Source organism: Miniimonas sp. S16, assembly GCF_057748195.1.
This window is the reverse complement of the sequence record NZ_CM173242.1, coordinates 1,337,553-1,354,728: the sequence shown is the minus strand read 5'-3', so window position 1 is coordinate 1,354,728 and position 17,176 is coordinate 1,337,553. Positions and strand designations below refer to the sequence as shown.

Annotated in this window: 14 protein-coding genes and 1 pseudogene; 8 read left to right on the top strand and 7 right to left on the bottom strand. The window is 73.8% G+C overall.

All coding sequences use genetic code 11. The features are described from left to right. The first annotated feature begins 27 nt into the window (after positions 1 to 27). Positions 28 to 1,605 carry a glycoside hydrolase family 43 protein gene (locus AC3AQ1_RS05940; protein ID WP_108718227.1) on the top strand — a complete coding sequence of 526 codons (1,578 nt, stop codon included), beginning with the start codon at positions 28 to 30 and terminating at the stop codon, positions 1,603 to 1,605. Between the two features lie 119 nt (positions 1,606 to 1,724). Here AC3AQ1_RS05940 and AC3AQ1_RS05935 read toward each other — a convergent pair whose 3' ends face one another. From AC3AQ1_RS05935 to AC3AQ1_RS05925, 3 genes are all read right to left on the bottom strand, one after another. After that, positions 1,725 to 3,125, bottom strand: coding sequence for a serine hydrolase domain-containing protein (locus tag AC3AQ1_RS05935; RefSeq protein WP_159096407.1), 1,401 nt, complete (start codon positions 3,123 to 3,125; stop codon positions 1,725 to 1,727). Between the two features lie 109 nt (positions 3,126 to 3,234). Beyond that, the gene (locus tag AC3AQ1_RS05930; RefSeq protein ID WP_199916537.1) at positions 3,235 to 4,251 is read right to left on the bottom strand and encodes a LacI family DNA-binding transcriptional regulator; all 1,017 of its coding nucleotides are present in this window, start codon (positions 4,249 to 4,251) and stop codon (positions 3,235 to 3,237) included. 89 nt (positions 4,252 to 4,340) lie between these two features. After that, positions 4,341 to 5,390: a LacI family DNA-binding transcriptional regulator gene (locus AC3AQ1_RS05925; RefSeq protein ID WP_108718225.1), complete on the bottom strand. Its 1,050-nt coding sequence runs from the start codon at positions 5,388 to 5,390 to the stop codon at positions 4,341 to 4,343. Positions 5,391 to 5,601: 211 nt separating this feature from the next. Here AC3AQ1_RS05925 and AC3AQ1_RS05920 point away from each other — a divergent pair, with 211 nt between their 5' ends. The 5 genes from AC3AQ1_RS05920 (at position 5,602) to AC3AQ1_RS05900 (ending at position 10,379) form a co-directional block, all read left to right on the top strand. Beyond that, positions 5,602 to 6,612: a glycoside hydrolase family 43 protein gene (locus AC3AQ1_RS05920; protein ID WP_108718224.1), complete on the top strand. Its 1,011-nt coding sequence runs from the start codon at positions 5,602 to 5,604 to the stop codon at positions 6,610 to 6,612. Continuing rightward, on the top strand, positions 6,612 to 7,334 hold the full coding sequence (locus tag AC3AQ1_RS05915; RefSeq protein WP_108718223.1) for a ThuA domain-containing protein: 723 nt from the start codon (positions 6,612 to 6,614) through the stop codon (positions 7,332 to 7,334). Before AC3AQ1_RS05920 ends, AC3AQ1_RS05915 begins: the two co-directional genes overlap by 1 nt. Next, positions 7,307 to 8,425 carry a Gfo/Idh/MocA family protein gene (locus tag AC3AQ1_RS05910; RefSeq protein ID WP_108718222.1) on the top strand — a complete coding sequence of 373 codons (1,119 nt, stop codon included), beginning with the start codon at positions 7,307 to 7,309 and terminating at the stop codon, positions 8,423 to 8,425. The genes AC3AQ1_RS05915 and AC3AQ1_RS05910 overlap by 28 nt, the downstream gene beginning before the upstream one ends. Then, the gene (locus tag AC3AQ1_RS05905) at positions 8,422 to 9,627 is read left to right on the top strand and encodes an endo-1,4-beta-xylanase (protein ID WP_108718221.1); all 1,206 of its coding nucleotides are present in this window, start codon (positions 8,422 to 8,424) and stop codon (positions 9,625 to 9,627) included. Before AC3AQ1_RS05910 ends, AC3AQ1_RS05905 begins: the two co-directional genes overlap by 4 nt. A 185-nt stretch (positions 9,628 to 9,812) precedes the next feature. Further along, entirely contained in the window at positions 9,813 to 10,379 is a 567-nt protein-coding gene (locus tag AC3AQ1_RS05900; RefSeq protein WP_108718220.1) for a hypothetical protein, read from the top strand. A 55-nt stretch (positions 10,380 to 10,434) separates the two neighbouring features. Here AC3AQ1_RS05900 and AC3AQ1_RS05895 read toward each other — a convergent pair whose 3' ends face one another. Both AC3AQ1_RS05895 and AC3AQ1_RS05890 read right to left on the bottom strand, forming a co-directional pair. Continuing rightward, complete coding sequence (locus tag AC3AQ1_RS05895; protein ID WP_108718219.1) at positions 10,435 to 11,985, bottom strand: tryptophan-rich sensory protein; 1,551 nt, start codon at positions 11,983 to 11,985, stop codon at positions 10,435 to 10,437. A 25-nt stretch (positions 11,986 to 12,010) separates the two neighbouring features. Beyond that, positions 12,011 to 12,724, bottom strand: a complete 714-nt coding sequence (locus AC3AQ1_RS05890; protein WP_108718218.1) for a CPBP family glutamic-type intramembrane protease — start codon at positions 12,722 to 12,724, stop codon at positions 12,011 to 12,013. A gap of 127 nt (positions 12,725 to 12,851) precedes the next feature. On the opposite strand from AC3AQ1_RS05890, the gene AC3AQ1_RS05885 reads away from it, so the two are divergent. Next, positions 12,852 to 13,385 (top strand): acyl-CoA thioesterase, encoded by a 534-nt coding sequence (locus tag AC3AQ1_RS05885; RefSeq protein ID WP_108718217.1) that lies wholly within the window; start codon positions 12,852 to 12,854, stop codon positions 13,383 to 13,385. Between the two features lie 119 nt (positions 13,386 to 13,504). Here AC3AQ1_RS05885 and AC3AQ1_RS05880 read toward each other — a convergent pair whose 3' ends face one another. Together AC3AQ1_RS05880 and AC3AQ1_RS05875 are read right to left on the bottom strand one after the other, a co-directional pair. Beyond that, a complete protein-coding gene (locus tag AC3AQ1_RS05880) occupies positions 13,505 to 14,602 on the bottom strand; it encodes an ABC transporter ATP-binding protein (protein ID WP_108718216.1) in 1,098 nt (365 codons plus the stop codon). Then, positions 14,599 to 15,021, bottom strand: a complete 423-nt coding sequence (locus AC3AQ1_RS05875; protein ID WP_370445331.1) for a hypothetical protein — start codon at positions 15,019 to 15,021, stop codon at positions 14,599 to 14,601. The genes AC3AQ1_RS05880 and AC3AQ1_RS05875 overlap by 4 nt, the downstream gene beginning before the upstream one ends. Between AC3AQ1_RS05875 and yicI the strand changes: the two are divergent. Further along, positions 15,012 to 17,079: pseudogene (yicI, locus tag AC3AQ1_RS05870) on the top strand (alpha-xylosidase); the annotation flags it as partial. The gene AC3AQ1_RS05875 and the pseudogene yicI overlap by 10 nt on opposite strands. Positions 17,080 to 17,176 lie beyond the last annotated feature (97 nt).

The following is a 17,176-nucleotide window of genomic DNA, read 5'->3' as shown; positions in this document are numbered from 1 at the left end:
CGCCCGCCGCTCCTTCGGAGGTCTCCCGTGCCCGAGCTGGTCCAGCCCACCGCCACCCCGCCCGCCCGCTGGGCGCCCGACTCGCCGTGGCCCGACGGTGCCACCAACCCCGTCATGCGCGGGTTCCACCCCGACCCGACCGTCTGCCGCGTCGACGGCCCCGACGGCACCTGGTACCACCTCGTCACCTCCACCTTCGAGTACCTGCCGGGGCTCCCGGTCTTCCGCTCGCGCGACCTGATCGGCTGGGAGCTGCTCGGGCACGTGCTGGACCGTGACGAGCAGGTCGACCTGCTCGGGGTCCGCGACTCCGGCGGGCTGTACGCCCCGACCCTGCGCCACGACGTGCGGCGCGGCGTCTTCCTCCTCGTGTGCACCGTGGTCGGCGGCGTCGAGGGGGCGAGCGGCAACTTCGTATGCACCGCGACCGATCCGGCTGGACCCTGGTCCGACCCGGTCTGGTGGGACACCGACGGCATCGACCCCTCGGTCCTCGTCGACGACGACGGGCGCTGGTGGGCGCACGGGACCCGCCTCGTCGCGCAGCCGCAGTGGGACCAGCAGACCGAGGTGTGGGTGCGCGAGCTCGATCCGCAGACCCTCCGGCTGACCGGACCCGAGCACGTCGTGTGGACCGGGGCGCTGATCGGGGCGATCTGGGCCGAGGGGCCGCACCTGTACCGCCGCGACGGTCACGTCTACCTGCTCGCCGCCGAGGGTGGGACGGGTCGGGACCACGCCGTCAGCGTCGCCCGTGCCGAGCACCCCACGGGGCCGTTCGTCGGGAACCCCCGCAACCCCGTGCTCACCCACCGTCACCTCGGCAGCGGCTCGAGCGTCGTCAACGTCGGGCACGCCGATCTCGTGGACGCGCCGGACGGGTCCAGCTGGGCCCTGCTGCTCGCCTCGCGACCGGTCGACGGAGCCGACCTGCTCGGCCGGGAGACGTTCCTCGTGCCGGTGACCTGGGAGGACGGCTGGCCGGTGCTCGCCCCCGGGTTCGGGCACCTGGTCCCCGAGCCGGGCGGCCCAACGCCGAGCGGTGCGCCGGCGACGACGTCGCCCGAGGAGTGGGTCGCGGTGCGGCGCCAGCCGGCGAGGGTGGGGTCCGCCGGGGACGACGGGCGGGTCACCCTCGCTGCGGGTGAGGGGCTCTCCGGCGTCACTCCCGCCTTCCTCGCGCAGCGGGTGCGAGACCTGACGACGCCGGTCGAGGTGGTCCTCGAGCACGTCCCGCCCGGCGTCGAGGCGGGTCTGGGGCTGCGCTACTCCACCGCCTCCTGGGTCGCGGTGCTGACCGACGGTGGCGCGGTCCGGGTGCTGAGCGCCCGGGACGGCGCGGTCGAGGAGATCGCGCGCGTCGTCGTCGACGTCGAGGTGCGCTCGGTGGCGCTGCAGCTCGCCGGAGCCCGGGCCGTGGCGAGCTGGACCGACTCGGAGGGCTCCGGCCACCCCGTCGTCGACGTCGACCTCGCTCACCTGTGCGCCGAGGCCTCCGGCGGGTTCGTCGGCATCACGGCCGGGGTGCTCGCCGTCGTGGGGAACGCGGGGGAGGGCGGGGTCGTGGCGGCCCGGTTCCGGACCGGGGGGCTGACGACGGCGTGACGGCGGCGCCGTGACCGAGCGGCGTGATCGGGCGCCGTGACCGGGCGCCGTGATCGGGCGCCGTGATCGGGCGCCGTGATCGGGCGCCGTGATGCCCGGCTCGGTCCGACCGACCAGGCTCAGGAGGGCGGCAGCTGCGGTGCGAAGGCCGCGGGAACGAGCAGCGTCGCGAGCTCCGGCCGCCACAACGGCGCCGTGTGCCAGCGAGCCGTGAGGCCGGCTGCGGTGCGGGTGACGAGCAGCCGGTGCGGTGAGGACGTCACGACCAGGTGGATGAGCAGGTCGGCGCCGTCGTCCTCGCCCCTGGCGGCGACGGGCAGCGCCTCCTCGCCCGCAGGCAGGATGCCGCTGCTCCATCGCTCCAGGCCGACCGGGATCTCCCAGTGCTCTCCCGGGCGTGAGGAGGGCAGGCGCAGCAGCCAGCCGTCGGGAAGGTCGCGGATCCTCCAGCCGGTCGTGTCGAGCGGGGCGGCAGCCGGGTCCGGCGTGATGACAGCGCGGGCGTCCCACGAGTCGAGCGAGGCGACGCTCTGGTCGAGCCGGTCGGTCTCGGCCTTGTCGACGGCGAGGGGGGTGTCGGTGACCTGGTCGACCAGCTCCCAGAACAGCTCCAGCGTGCGGCCGGTGTCGGTCGTGGACCCCTGGTAGGCGATCACGAGGTCACGTTCGGGCAGCACGAGCCCGAACTGACCGTAGGCGCCGTCGAGCCGGAAGCCGTGCCTGCTGCGCCAGACCTGGTAGCCGTACCCCAGCGACCAGTCGCCAGCGGGGGCCTCATCCGCGGGAGACCCGGGCTCGCTCGTGTCGATCCAGGCGCGGGAGAGGGCCTCGACGTAGCCGGCGGGTACGACCTGGCGGTCCTCGACGGCGCCGCCCTGCGCCAGCAGCGTGGCGACCCGGGCGATGTCCTCGACCGTGAGGTGGAGTCCGGAGAAGCCCTGGTCGAGGCCGTCGTGCCGACGCCACCAGCGCTCCGGCACCCCGATCGGGTCGAGCAGGCGGGGGCGCAGGTACTCGGTGAGGGAGTCGCCCGTGATCGCCGTGACGAGGGCGGAGAGCGCGTAGGTGGCGGGGGAGCTGTAGGCGAAGTGGGTGCCGCGGGGGTGCTCGGCGGGCGTGGTGAGCAGCGTCTCGACCGAGAACGGCAGGGTGAGGGTCTGCTCGCGGCTGTGACCGGTGGCCATCGTCAGCAGGTCCCGCACGGTGACGCCGGCGGGGTTGGGCACGGCGAGATGGCGGTCGAAGGGATCCTCCGGCCGCAGCCGGCCCTCGGCCTCGAGCAGGCCGATCGCCAGCGAGGTGAAGGTCTTGGAGACCGAGTACACCAGGGCCGGTTCGGTGAGCCGGTAGGGCGCCCACGAGCACTCGAGCAGCACCTCGCCCCGCCGCGCGACCAGGAGGGCGTGCGGGTCGAGCCCGGCGGCCGAGAGCTGCTCGACCAGGCGGGCCAGCGCCGCTGAGGGCACACCGTGCTGCTCCGGGGCGGCGTGGGAGAGGACCAGGGGGGCGGCGGTCGGCACGGGTGTCCTTCTGAGACGTGGTGGGCGGTGGGAGCGGCGGCGGGCCGGCGGTGGGCAGCGCCACGTGGGGCCGCCGGGCCGCGTGGCCACGTGGGGCCGCGGGCGAGCCTCAGCCGGGCGGCGGGGGGGCGGTGCTGGCGCGGGGGACGAGCTCGGTCAGCAGCTCGATCTGCGTCGAGGCGGGGCGGCCGCCGGAGGCGAGGGTGAGCAGCATCTCGGTGGCCAGGGCCGCCATCTCGCGCAGCGGCTGGTTCACCGTGGTGATCGGGGGGTTCAGCCACTCGGTGATCGGGAGGTTGTCGTAGCCCACGACCGAGAGGTCCTCGGGGATGCGCAGCCCGAGCTCGCGAGCGGCGCGCATCACGCCGAGCGCCTGGTAGTCGGAGCCGGCGAAGATGGCAGTCGGGCGCTCCGGGAGCTCGAGCAGGGCTCGGGCGTGGACGTAGCCGCTCTCGGCGTCGAACGAGCCCCACCGCACCAGCTGCGGGTCGCGCAGCAGGCCGACGCCGTCGTGGGCGCTGCGGTAGCCGTCGACCCGGGCGCGGGAGCACAGCACGTCGCCGGGGCCGGTGATGACGGCGATCCGACGGTGCCCCAGCCCGATGAGGTGACGCGTGGCGACGAGCCCGCCGTTCCAGTTGTTCGACCCGACCGCAGGCACTCCCGGGGTCGGCTCGCCCTGGGTGTCGACGACGGCGTAGGGGATGGAGCGCGACTCCAGCTGGTGGCGCTGGGTGTCGTCGAGCTCCGAGAGCACCAGGAGCACCCCGAGCGGGCGGCGCGCCATCACGTCGTCGATCCACTGCTGCGGAGGGCGGTGGGAGCCGCCGAGCTCGGAGAGCACCACCCCGACGCGCGCCGGGCCGCAGACTCGCTCGACGCCCTTGATGATCTCCTGGGCCCAGAGGTTCTCGGCCTCGTGGAAGACGAGGTCGAGAAGTCGGGGGGAGGACGGCGAGCGGGTGGAGACGGGCTTGCGATAGTCGTGCCGCGCCAGCGCGGCCTCGACCCGGGCGCGTGTCGCCTCCGCGACGTCGAGGCGGCCGTTGAGCACCTTCGAGACCGTGGGTACGGACACGCCGACCTCTCGTGCGATGTCCGCGATCGTCGATCGACCCTTTGCCACGGTGTCCTCCTCCGAAACTCTCGCCAGCCTAGGGCGTCCCGCGGGCGTGTGACCAGCAGACACGCATTCGTCTCACGAAGTGCAACGATTCATTGCAGTCGGGCTCCGACACTTTCGGGTTCCGTGACGCTGTCTCGTCGGACCAGCTCCGTCGCCAGGACTCGGCGGCGGGCCGTCGTCGCGGTGGGTCGAGGGGCGAGTCCGGGTTCCAGGGCCAGCGCCGCGGCCGCGGCGCCCATCTCGGCGAACGGCTGCCGCACGGTGGTGAGCGACGGCGTCGCCGACCGCGCGACCACCGTGTCGTCGAAGCCGACCACCGAGATGTCGCTCGGGGTCTGCAGCCCGGCGGCGGTCAGGGCCCGCATGGCGCCGACGGCCATGAGGTCGGACGCGGCGAACAGGCCGTCGCAGGGATGGCCGGCCTCGAGCAGGCGGACCATCGCCTCGAGCCCGGAGGGCAGCGAGAAGTCGCCGTGCTCGACGGCCCGCACCGCCACCCCGGCGGCCTCGCACTCGGCGGTGAAGCCCCGGACGCGGTCGTCGGAGGGAAGGTAGGCCCGCGGGCCGCCGATCACGCAGAGCTCGCGGCGCCCGGCTCGCAGCAGCTCCCGCGCGGCCAGGCGACCGCCCAGCTCCTGGTCGCAGTCGACCAGGTGGTGCGTGGTCGGCATCTCCACGCTCGGCCGACCGATGTAGACCGTGGGGACCGGGAGGTCGGCCAGGGCGCGGTAGAGATGCATCGACTCCATCTGGAGCACCACGATGACGGCGTCGACGTGCCCCGCCGAGAGGTGGCGCACCAGCCGCGAGGGGTCGCGGCCCTCGTCGAGCAGCAGCACCGGCTGGACGTCCGCGGCGAAGAGGGTCTGGGAGGCGGCGCGGATCGGGGTGCCGACGAACGGGCTGTCGGTCCCGGCGGCGTCGCTCGCCGGCGCGACGATCGCGACGGCGTCGGCCTGCCCGCGTCGCAGGGCCCGAGCCGCGGGGTTGGTGCGGTAGCCGAGGGCCCGCGCCGCGATGCCCACGCGGTCGGCGAGGTCGGCTCCGACGTTGCCCTGCCCCGCCAGTACGCGCGCGGCTGTGGCCCGGGAGACCCCGGCCTCCCGGGCGACGTCGAGCAGGGTCGGCCTGTTCTTCACGGTGACATCGTCGCACCCTGCGCGGTGGGTGCGCGGTGGTCGCGCGTGGGGTGCGGGGTGGGTGCGGGGACGGCCCGGTGAGGGCGGGCGGAACGGCTGGACAAGGGGGTCCTCGGTGGGGCAGGCTTGTCGCGAGAGATCGATCTCTCGGAATGTCTCCCACGGTGTCGGAGCTCGCTGGCGAGCCGACCCAGATGCGCAGGAGCACGGTGTGACTGATCGTTTCGGCTACCTCCTCGTCCACTTCGTCGAGGATGCCCAGGGGCACGCGGAGAAGGTGTACCTCTCCCTCAGCGAGGGGGACGACCCGCTCCGGTGGCGTCGGCTCAACGGGGGCGAGGCCGTGCTGGAGTCGAGGCTCTCGACGACCGGTGTGCGTGACCCCTTCCTCGTGCGGCGTCGCGACGGCGCCGGCTTCCACGTGCTGGCGACCGACCTGCGGGTCTGGGGCCGGGGCGAGCCCGACTGGGACGCCTTCACCCGCCACGGCAGCCGCAGCCTCGTGCTGTGGGACTCCACCGACCTGGTCACCTGGTCGGCGCCGCGTCTGGTGGAGGTCGCGCCGCCGTCGTTCGGGATGGCCTGGGCCCCGACCGTCTCGTGGGACGCGCAGGCCGGGCACTACCGGGTCTTCTTCTCGGGCAAGCGGTTCGCCGACGACGACCCGGACCACACCGGTGACGCGGCGGCCGCCGTGTGGTGCGCCACGACGTCGGACTTCGAGACCTTCTCCGACCCGGAGCTCTACCTCGCTCTGCCCACCGGCGTCATCGACCTCGTCGCCGTTCCCGACGGCGACCTCGTGCACGTCGTGGCCAAGCAGGACGACGCCGCGACGGACTCCGCCGCGGTGTTCCACCAGGTGCGCCACGGGTTCGACGACGCAGCGGGTCGCACCGTGGCCACGAGGATCGGGGCCGACCTCGGCCCCCACGTCGAGGGGCCGCTCCTGTTCCGGGAGAACGACGGCGGCCGCTGGTTCCTCTGGGTCGACCAGTACGACTCCCAGCCGCAGGGGTTCCGGGCGCTGACCTCGCACGATCCCGCCTCCGGGAGCTGGACCCCCGTCCCCGAGGGCGAGTTCGTGATGCCCCTCAACACCAAGCACGGCGGCCTGATCCCGCTCACCCGGCAGGAGTGGGAGCGGGTCGCGGCTCACGACGCGGCACGGGTCTTCGTGCCGGAGCGCGACGAACTGACAACAACTGAGAGGACGATGTGATGACGCAAGCGGTACCGGGCACCAGGAGGGCCCTTGTGGTCCGCGGGGGGTGGGACGGGCACCAGCCCGAGGCGGCCACCGACCTCTTCCTCCCGTTCCTGCGCGAGCAGGGCTTCGAGGTGCAGGTCGAGACCGAGCCCGAGGTGTACGCCGATCGGGAGCGGATGGCCGGGATCGACCTGATTCTGCAGAGCACCACGATGACCGAGATCTCCTGGGACGCGCTCGTCGGGCTGCGCGCGGCCGTCGCCGCGGGGACCGGGCTGGCCGGGTGGCACGGCGGGATCGCCGACTCCTTCCGCAACAGCTCCGACTACCTGCAGCTGGTCGGTGGCCAGTTCGCCACGCACCCCGCCAAGGCTCCGGAGGAGCGCGTGGGTGACCAGACCGACAACTACCTGCGCTACACCGTCGAGATCACCGACCTCGGGCGCTCCCACGTCATCACGGCCGGGATCGAGGACTTCGAGCTCGACACCGAGCAGTACTGGGTGCTGCACGACGACCTCATCGACGTGCTCGCCACCACGACCCACCCGGTCCGGCCGTGGCACCCCTGGCACCGCCCCGTCGTCTCACCCGCGATCTGGACCAGGCTCTGGGGCAGCGGGCGGATCTTCGTCGCGACCCCCGGGCACGGACCGGACGTGCTCGAGGACGTCAACGTTCGCACCGTCATCGAGAGGGGACTGCTGTGGGCCAGCCGCACGGAGTCGGAGTAGTCGGACTCGGCGTCATCCTGGACGCCTACCTGCTCACGCTCGCCGATCACCCGGGGGTGCGCCTCACCGCCGTCGCCGACCTCGACGAGGCGCGAGCCCGCAGCGTCGCCGAGCGCCTGCCCGGTGCCCGGGCGACGAGCGTGGCGGAGCTGCTCGCGAGCGAGGACGTCGAGACCGTTCTCGACCTCACCGTGCCGGGTGCGCACGCCGAGATCGCGCTCGCCACGATCGCCGCGGGCAAGCACCACTACGGCGAGAAGCCGCTGGCCGCCACCTGGTCCGACGCCGCCCTCGTGGCAGCCACGGCCGCAGCGGCTCCCGGCGTGCTGCTGGGCTGCGCCCCCGACACGGTGCTCGGCACCGGCGTGCAGACCGCGCGCGCCGCGATCGACCAGGGCCTCGTGGGTCGCCCGACCTCCGCCAGCGCCACCTGGATCTCCGGTGGCCACGAGGGGTGGCACCCCCAGCCGGACTTCTACTACCGAGACGGCGGCGGGCCGCTGCTCGACATGGGTCCGTACTACCTGACCAGCCTCGTGCACCTGCTCGGACCGGTCGAGCACGTCAGCGGGGTCGCGTCCCGGCTGCGGGACACCCGCACGATCGGCAGCGGCCCGCGGGCGGGGCAGAGCGTGCCGGTCGAGGTCGACACCCACGTGGCCGGGATCCTGCAGCACGTCGGCGGCGCGATCTCCACGGTGACGGTGAGCTTCGACGGCGCCACCACCTCGGCCCGTCCGATCGAGGTGCAGGGGGAGGACGGCGCCATCACGGTGCCCGACCCGAACGCGTTCGACGGCGAGGTGACGCACGTGGCCCGCGGGTCGAACCAGTGGCAGGTGCTCGAGCCCTCGGCCGGCTTCGTCGGCTCCTCCCGCGGGGTCGGGCTGCTGGACATGGTCGGCGCAGCCGGGACGCCCAGGGCCGCGACGCCGCGGGCGAGCGGGGAGGTCGCGCTGCACGTCATGGAGATCATGACCGGGCTGCTCACCTCCGCGCGGGAGGGTGGCCGGATCACCCTGACCACGCGGCCCGAGCGGCCCGAGCTCGTCCCGCTCACCCCCTTTGACGTCTGGAAGGACCTCCGATGAGCCTCGAGGACCGGCTCACCTCCACCCGGGTGGTGGTCGCCGACCTGGACGGTCGCCCCGTGCCGGGCCAGCAGGTCGAGGTGGCCCAGGTCAGGCACGCCTTCGAGTTCGGGTGCGCCGCCTTCGAGGTGGCGCAGGCCGACCAGGAGTACCAGGACCTGTTCCTCGGGCTGTTCGACACCGCGACCCTGCCGTTCTACTGGGGTCGCTTCGAACCGCGCCGGGGGGAGCCGCACACGGCCGAGCTGCTGGCCGCGGCCCGGTGGTTCCAGGAGCGCGGTGTGCGTCTCAAGGGCCATCCCCTGGTGTGGCACACGGTCAAGGCCGAGTGGGTCGACCCGCTCCCGCTGGCCGAGGCCGAGGCCGAGCTGCGAGCCAGGATCCGCCGTGAGGTGGGGGACTTCGCCGGCCTGGTGGACACCTGGGACGCGATCAACGAGGTCGTGATCATGCCGCGGTTCACCAACGAGCCCGACGGCGTGACCAACGCGATCACCCGGCTCTGCCAGGACAGGGGTCGCGTGGAGATGGTGCGCCTCGCGGTGGACGAGGCGCGCAGCGTCGGCACCCGACCGCGTCTCGTGCTCAACGACTTCGACCTCGGCCCGGAGTACGAGGACCTGGTCGCCCAGGTGCTCGACGCCGGCATCGAGATCGACGCGATCGGGCTGCAGTCCCACATGCACCAGGGCTTCCGCGGTGTGGAGCAGCTCGTGGAGATCTGCGACCGGTTCGCCCGGTTCGGGCTCCCGCTGCACTGGACCGAGACCACCCTCGTCTCGGGCGACCTCATGCCGCCCGAGATCGAGGACCTCAACGACTACGTCGTCCAGGACTGGCCGAGCACCCCGGAGGGTGAGGCGCGCCAGGCGGCGGAGGCCGTGGCGCACTACACCACGCTGGTCTCCCACCCCGCGGTGGAGTCGATCACCTACTGGGGGATGGGCGACGCCGGGACCTGGCTCGGAGCTCCGGCCGGGCTGGTCAGGGCCGACGGCACGGCGAAGCCCGCCTACGACGCGCTGCGCTCCCTCATCCGGGGAGAGTGGTGGTGGGCGCCGCGAACGCTGGTCACCGGGCCCGACGGCGCGGTGCAGGTCGACGGGTTCGCCGGCCGGTACGCGATCACGGCAGGCGGTGCCACGACCGAGGTCGATCTCGATCGCGGCCCGGGCACGACGACGGTGACGCTCACCTCCTGAACGAGGCGAGGCGCGCGCGTCGGGCGACACCGCTCGCCCGACGCGCGCTCCTCGGCGTTCTCGTCGGCTCTCTCGGTTCTGCCTTCGGCGCCGTCGTCCCAGGGAGACGCTGGGAGGCGCTGGGAGTCACGGGGAGCTGCGGGAGTCACGGGCCGGATCCCTGGTGGCGGCTAGGCTCGGGGACCGTGAGTCAGCTCCCACCGATCCCCGGCCAGCAGCCGCAGCAGCACGGCCAGCCCCAGTACGGCCAGCCCCAGCAGCAGCCTCAGTACGGCCAGCCGGCACCCGGCTACGGGCAGCCCTCGCCCTTCGGTGGGCAGCCGACCAGCTACGGGCCGCCCGCTCCCTACGCCGTCGGGCCCACCGACCAGGTCGCACCCGCCTTCGTCGACCTCACGGTCCAGGGGTCGAGCATGACCTCCTCGCTCGTGCCGCCGCGGGTGCGGGTCAACGGGTTCCCGCTGCAGGACGGCTACGGCTTGCGCCGGGTGTCGGTGCCGCCCGGGCCGGTGCGCGTCGACGTCACGATGCAGTGGATGCGCGAGTACGGCCAGGCGTCGCTGGTCTTCACGGCCGAGCCGGGCCAGGTCGTGCCGGTCTTCTACGCCGGGCCGTGGCACCAGTTCACGACCGGGAGCATCGGTCACCAGAAGCAGTCGCGCAAGGGCGTCGGATTCCTCGTGGGGCTGGTCGCGCTGCCGGTGGCGATCATGCTCGTGGCCGCCGTCGCGATCGTGAGCACGATGGCCTGAGCCGGGCCGGCACGGGCGTCGGCACCGACACGGGTGGCGGCCCGGACGAGCACCGCTACCGGTTGCGCCGGGCGATGGCCCCGGTGAGCGCCGTCGCGAAGCCGCACCACGCCGCGTACGCCCCGAGCACCGCGGCTCGGCCCGCCCCCAGCGGCGCCGCCCGCCGGGCCAGGTCGGCCGAGCTGACGGCCAGGGCCGCGGCACACACCGTCGCCGCGCGCGGGGCGTGGCCCCGGAAGAACACGGCGCTCCAGGCCGTGTTGAGCGCGAGGTTCACCCCGAGGGCGAGGCGGAAGGCCTGCCCGGCTGCGACGTCGTCGGGGTCGTCGGAGTCCGCGAGCTCGGCCACGGTCGCCGCCGACGAGAGCGCGATCCCGCTGTAGAGCGCCGTCCACACCACGGGGAACACCGCAGCGGGCGGCTGCCAGCGCGGCAGCCGGAGCGAGCGGTACCAGCGCGAGTCGGTGCTCGTGAGCACCCCGCCTACGACGGCGCAGGCGAGGGTCGCGATCCCGACCTCGCCGATCGTGCGCCGCCAGGCCAGCGGGTCGTAGGTCTCGGTCGCGGCCAGCACCGCCTCGTCGAACCCGGTCGCCCCGCCCGGGGGCGGGCCGAGGAGATCGGCGGCTGTGTCGCCGTCGTCGACATCGCCGTCGACACGGCCGTCGACTCCGCCGCCGTCGCCGACGACGGCGTCGTGCACGAGACTCGCGACCAGGGGCCGGGCGACGCCCGAGGGCACCGGCGTCACGAGACCGACCCAGTGGCTCGCCAGCCCCGGCGTGAGCACCGGAACCGTCGCCACGAGTCTCCGGCCGATGCCGGTGAGCCGGGCGTAGCGCTGCATCATCTCGCGGTAGGTGAGCACGTCGGGGCCGCCGATGTCGATCGTGCGGTTCACCTCGGGCGGCAGGTCGGCGGCGGCCACCAGGTGGTGCAGGGCGTCGGCGACGGCGATCGGCTGGATCCGGTTGTCGAGCCACCGTGGCGCGATCATCGCCGGGAGCCGCTCGGCGAGGTGACGCAGCATGTCGAAGGAGGCCGACCCGTCGCCGAGCACGACGCCGGCCTGCAGCACAGCCGTCGGCACGCCCGAGGCGAGCAGCACCTCGCCGACCTCGACGCGCGAGGCGAGGTGGTCGGAGAGGTCGGTGCCCTCGGGGTGGAGCCCGGAGAGGTAGACCAGGCGCTCGAGCCCGGCGGTGCGGGCGGCGTGGGCGAACGCCGCGGCCAGGGCGCGGTCGCGCGCCACGAAGTCGCCGGCCCCGTCCATCGAGTGCAGCAGGTAGTAGGCGACGCCGGCGCCGGCCAGGGCCTCGGTGAGGGCGGCCGGGTCGGTCGCATCGCCCGTGACGACCTCGACCTGGCCGCGCCAGGGCAGCTCCGCGATCCGGTCCGGGTGGCGCACGAGCACCCGCACCCGGTGCCCGGCGGCCAGCAGCCGGGGCACGAGCAGGCCTCCGATGTAGCCGGTGGACCCGGTGACCAGGGTGGGGCGGGAGCGCGGGGGTGGCGGCTGTTGCTGCGCCGTCGTCGTCGTGCTCGTGGAAGTCGTGTCGGTCGTGCTGCTGTCGGTCGTGCTGCTCGGGCCGGCGGGGGGTGCCATGGCGAGCTCCTTCCGGACGTGCCCCTCAGGTGAGGAGCTGGGGCAGGACGAGGAGCATCCCGAGGCTCCAGGTGACGTGCGTGACGGCGGGCCCGAGCACGCCGCCGGTGACCCGGCGCTGGAGCCCGGTCACGAGACCGAGGGCGGCCGCGGCGAGCACGAGCAGGCCGATGCCGGTGGGCACGACCGTGAGGGCGTAGGCGATCGTCGTCACCGCCACGGCGTGGCGCGCGGGCACCGCGGCGAAGAGCGCACCGCGGAAGTAGAGCTCCTCCGCCACCCCGTTGAGGGCGGTGAGGGCCGCGACGGCGACGAGCGAGCCGACGCGGGCGTGGTCGAGCAGGCGCTGCACCGAGTCGGCGAGGGCGGGAATCCGCGCGACCACGAGCGCCCCGAGGGCGAAGATCCCCAGCAGCAGGGCCGCCAGGGCGAGGGACTGCACGACGGCGGCGGCGTCGGTGCGGCCGGAGCGGGTGCGGGCGCGGCCGCGGTGCAGCGGGCCGGAGGCGAGCGCGCCGACGAACCAGACGGCGGCCAGGGCTGCCGTCGCCGGGTAGAAGAGCGCGTCACCCGGGGGGATGCGCAGCGCCCACGCCATGACGCCGGCCCCCGCCACGAGCGTGAGCCCGGCGACGACGCGACGGCGGCGCAGCGCGTCCGGCGGCTCCGGCACCGCGTCGGTGACGGGCGTGACCAGGGCGGCGGAGAAGAATCGTCGCAGCTCCGAGGGTGCGGCCACGCGATTCCCTCCCGGTCGTGGGGTCCGGCCCTCCACCCGTTCGGGCGGGGCGCCGGCCGTGCTGGCCATGCTAGGCACGTGACCCCGGTCCGGCGCCAGAGGGACGTCGGCGGCTAGAGTCCGCGACATGGCCCGTCAGCTACACCTCCTGCGCGCGACCGTGCGCCCCCGTCGCCCGGTCCCCGGCATCGACCCCCTCGGGGTCTCGATCACCCGGATGCGGGTGCTGCCCACGGATCTCGACCTGTACCTGCACGTGAACAACGGCACCTACCTGCAGATGATGGACGTGGCGCGGTCGAACTACATCGCCGACCTCGCCGGGTTCCAGCGGCTCGCCAAGCATCGCTGGTACCCCGTGGTGGCCTCCTCGACGATGACCTACCGCGCCTCGCTGCGGCCCTTCCAGGCCTTCGAGATCCACACCCGGATGGTCGGCTGGGACGAGCGGATCACCTACCTGGAGCAGGTGTTCCTGCGCGGGGAGACCGAGTGCGCGCGCGGGCTGGTCGCCGGCCGGTTCCTGCAGCGGGGCACCGGCGCTCGAGTGCCGGCCGCCGACGTCGTGGAGCTGCTGGCGCCCGGACTCGCGCAGCCCGAGCTGCCGGCGCACGTGGCGGAGTGGGCGCACGCCGTCGGGGTGGCCTACCGCGGGAGCTGAGGGCGCTGCGGCTGCGGAACCAGCCGCCGTGGCCGCTGGAACGGCGTCCCCCTCCCACCCGCCTCCACGCCGGCACGCCGGGACGTCCCCATCACTGCTCGTCCGGCCGCGTCGCGGACTCAGGCCGCCCGGTTGCCGCGCGCCCTGGCCGCGACAGTGCCGGCCATCAGCCGCACGCCCACGCTCTCCCCGACCGTCGGGATCAGCGAGACGGCGTGCTGCACGGCCACCCGGTGGCCGTCGCTCGTCTCCACGAGCGTGCGGCGGGCGTGGCCGAGGAACGTGCTGCTCAGCACGGTGGCTGATGTCGTGCCCCCGGTCGTTCGCGCAGCGCCGGACCCGACAGCTGCGCCGGTCGGCGCCTCGACGAGCGTGAGGTCCTCCGGGCGCAGCAGCAGCTCGGCGTCACCGTCGTCGACGAGGCCACCCACCACCCCGACCGTGCGTCCCCAGAGCACGGCCCGGCCGCCGTCGACCGCGGCCGGGACGGCGAACGACTGACCGACGAAGGTCGCGACGAAGCCGGTCTCCGGGCGCAGGTAGAGGTCCTCCGGGGCTCCGATCTGCTCGATCCGCCCGGCGTTCATCACCGCCACCCGGTCGGAGACGCTGAGGGCCTCCTCCTGGTCGTGGGTGACGAACACGGTGGTGATGCCGAGCGACTGCTGGATCGCGCGGATCTCCTCGCGCAGCTGGACCCGCACCTTGGCGTCGAGGGCCGAGAGGGGCTCGTCGAGCAGGAGCACCTTCGGGCGCGTCACGAGGGCGCGGGCGAGGGCGACCCGCTGCTGCTGCCCGCCCGAGAGCTCGTGGGGGAAGCGCGCCTCGAGGGCTCCGAGACCGACGAGGTCCAGCGACTCCTGTGCCCGCAGCGCCGCATCCGCCCGAGGCACCCGTCGCCTGCGCAGCCCGAACATCACGTTGTCCAGCACGCTGAGGTGAGGGAACAGCGAGTAGGCCTGGAAGACCATGCCGAGGTCCCGTCGGTTCGGCGGGACCGCCGTCACGTCGTGGCCACCGATGAGCACGGCTCCCGACGTGATCTGCTCGAGCCCGGCGAGGATCCGCAGCGCCGTGGTCTTGCCGCAGCCCGACGGGCCGAGCAGCGAGATGAGCTCGCCGGCGGCCAGGTCGAGCGTGACGCCGTGCAGCACGCGGGTGCTGCCGTACTCCTTGACCACCTCGCGCAGGGTGACGGTGCTTCCGGACGTGGTCATGCTGGCTCCTCGGAGGGCAGGGGTTCGGGGGTGACGGCGGCCACGGGAGCCGTGGGGACGACGGCGGCCACGGGCGCCGCGGCGACGAGGACGGCGGGGACGGCGGCGGCGGAGTCGACCGGGACTGCGCCCGTCGCGACCCCGGCCCCCGGGAAGGCCGGCCCGGCGGGCCGGGAGCTGCGTCGTCGTCGTCGTTCGCCGCCGAGGTGGGACATCGTCAGCAGCAGCGCGAACGCGAAGGCAAGCGAGATCAGCGAGAAGATCTGGGCTGCCCAGGCGTCCTGGCGGGAGACGAGCAGGAGCTGCGTCTGGAGCACCTGGCGGTTGAGGAGCGAGGCGATGGTGAACTCCCCGAGCACCACGGCGACCGAGATGAGCGAGGCCGCCAGCAGTCCCTGGCGCAGGTTCGGGGCGAGCACGCGGACCAGGACGGTCGGCCAGGAGGCGCCGAGGGTGCGTGGCGATCGAGCTGCCCGAGGCGCTCGGGAAGGGTCCGGCCACGTTGACCTCGGGCCGGCTCACCGCCCGCGTGGTACGACGGCCCGTGGGGCCTGGAGTTCGTCGACGCCGGCGGCCGCGTCCTCACGCGGTCGATGGACCGCAGCGTCGGCCTCGTGACCACCGCCGACGGCACGTTCGTGCGCGACCAGCTCACGATGGTCGTGGCCGAGACGATCTACGGGCTCGGCGAGCGGTTCGGCACGTTCGCGAAGAACGGCCAGGTGGTCGACATCTGGAACGCCGACGGCGGCACCGCCTCCGAGCAGGCCTACAAGAACGTCCCGTTCTACCTCTCCGATGCCGGGTACGGGCTGTTCGTCGCGCACCCCGAGCACGTCTCGTTCGAGATCGGCTCCGAGGTGGTCTCGCGCGTGCAGTTCTCGGTGCCGGGCGAGGAGCTGCAGTACTACGTCGTGCACGGCGCGACGCCGAAGGAGATCCTCGAGCGGTACACCGCCCTGACGGGCCGGCCCGCGCGCGTGCCGGCGTGGACGTACGGGCTGTGGCTCTCGACGTCGTTCACCACGAGTTACGACGAGGAGACGGTGACGTCGTTCGTCGACGGCATGGCCGAGCGCGACCTGCCGCTGTCGGTGTTCCACTTCGACTGCTTCTGGATGCGCCAGTTCCACTGGAGCGACTTCCTGTGGGACCCCGCGATGTTCCCGGACCCGCGCGGCATGCTCGAGCGGCTCAAGGCCAAGGGTCTGCGCATCTGCGTGTGGATCAACCCCTACATCGCGCAGCGCAGCGTCCTGTTCGAGGAGGGCCGGCGCCTCGGGCACCTCGTCACCCGGCCCGACGGCTCGGTCTGGCAGTGGGACCTGTGGCAGGCCGGCATGGCGCTGGTCGACTTCACGAGCCCGGCCGCCGTCGCCTGGTACCAGGAGAAGCTGGAGGCGCTCCTGGACGACGGTGTGGACTGCTTCAAGACCGACTTCGGGGAGCGCATCCCCACCGAGGTGGTCTACGCCGACGGCAGCGACCCGCAGCGGATGCACAACTACTACACGCAGCTGTACAACAAGGCGGTCTTCGACCTCCTGGAGCGCAAGCGCGGCACGGGCGAGGCGGTGCTGTTCGCGCGCTCGGCGACGACAGGCGGCCAGCAGTTCCCGGTGCACTGGGGGGGCGACTGCGAGTCGACGTTCGTGGCCATGGCCGAGTCCCTGCGCGGCGGGCTGTCCCTGGGCATGTCGGGCTTCGGCTACTGGAGCCACGACATCGGCGGCTTCGAGGGCACACCCGACCCGGCGGTGTTCAAGCGCTGGGTGGCCTTCGGTCTGCTCTCCTCGCACTCGCGCCTGCACGGCTCGAACTCCTACCGGGTGCCGTGGGCGTTCGACGAGGAGGCCGTGGACGTCACGCGCGCCTTCACCCACCTCAAGCTCTCCCTCATGCCCTACCTCGGGGCCGCGGGCGAGGAGGCGGCCACGACGGGCGTCCCCGTGATGCGGGCGATGGCCCTGGAGTACCCCGGCGACCGCGGCGTCGCCGGCGTGGGCACGCAGTACAGCCTCGGCGGCTCGCTCGTCGTCGCGCCGGTGTTCTCGGCCGAGGGCGACGTGGACGTGTACCTGCCCGCCGTCGGACGCTGGACGCACCTGCTCACGGGCGAGGTCGTCGAGGGGGCGGGCTGGCGGCACGAGCGGCACGGCTTCGACTCGCTCCCGCTCTACGTGCGCCCCGGCACCGTCCTGCCGGTCGGCGCGAACCGGTCGACGCCGGAGTACGCGTGGGCCGACGGCGTGACGCTCCGGCTCTTCGAGCTCCCCGACGGGTTCGACGAGGAGGTCCACGTGCCCGGCGGCACGGGCGCGGCCGCGACGTTCCGCGTGGTCCGCTCGGGCGACGAGGTCCGCGTCACGACCGACGACGCGCCCGGCGAGTGGGCCGTGGCGCTCGGCGTCGCGGAGCCGACCGTGACGGGCACCGGCCGTGGCGAGCTCGTGCTCGACGTCGCCTCGGGTGACTGAGGCCGTCCGCGTGACGTGGGAGCCGAGGGCCCGCGACGGGTCCAGCGGTGACCTTCCGCGGGGTCCGCTACGAGCGCTGAGGGCCCGAACGCGGGCG

Bases quoted from the DNA above. Each gene is read 5' to 3' on its own strand.
- AC3AQ1_RS05915 (WP_108718223.1), top strand. From the start codon at position 6,612: ATGACGCAAGCGGTACCGGGCACCAGGAGGGCCCTTGTGGTCCGCGGG.
- AC3AQ1_RS05905 (WP_108718221.1), top strand. From the start codon at position 8,422: ATGAGCCTCGAGGACCGGCTCACCTCCACCCGGGTGGTGGTCGCCGAC.
- AC3AQ1_RS05895 (WP_108718219.1), bottom strand. From the start codon at position 11,985: ATGGCACCCCCCGCCGGCCCGAGCAGCACGACCGACAGCAGCACGACC.
- AC3AQ1_RS05885 (WP_108718217.1), top strand. From the start codon at position 12,852: ATGGCCCGTCAGCTACACCTCCTGCGCGCGACCGTGCGCCCCCGTCGC.
- AC3AQ1_RS05880 (WP_108718216.1), bottom strand. From the start codon at position 14,602: ATGACCACGTCCGGAAGCACCGTCACCCTGCGCGAGGTGGTCAAGGAG.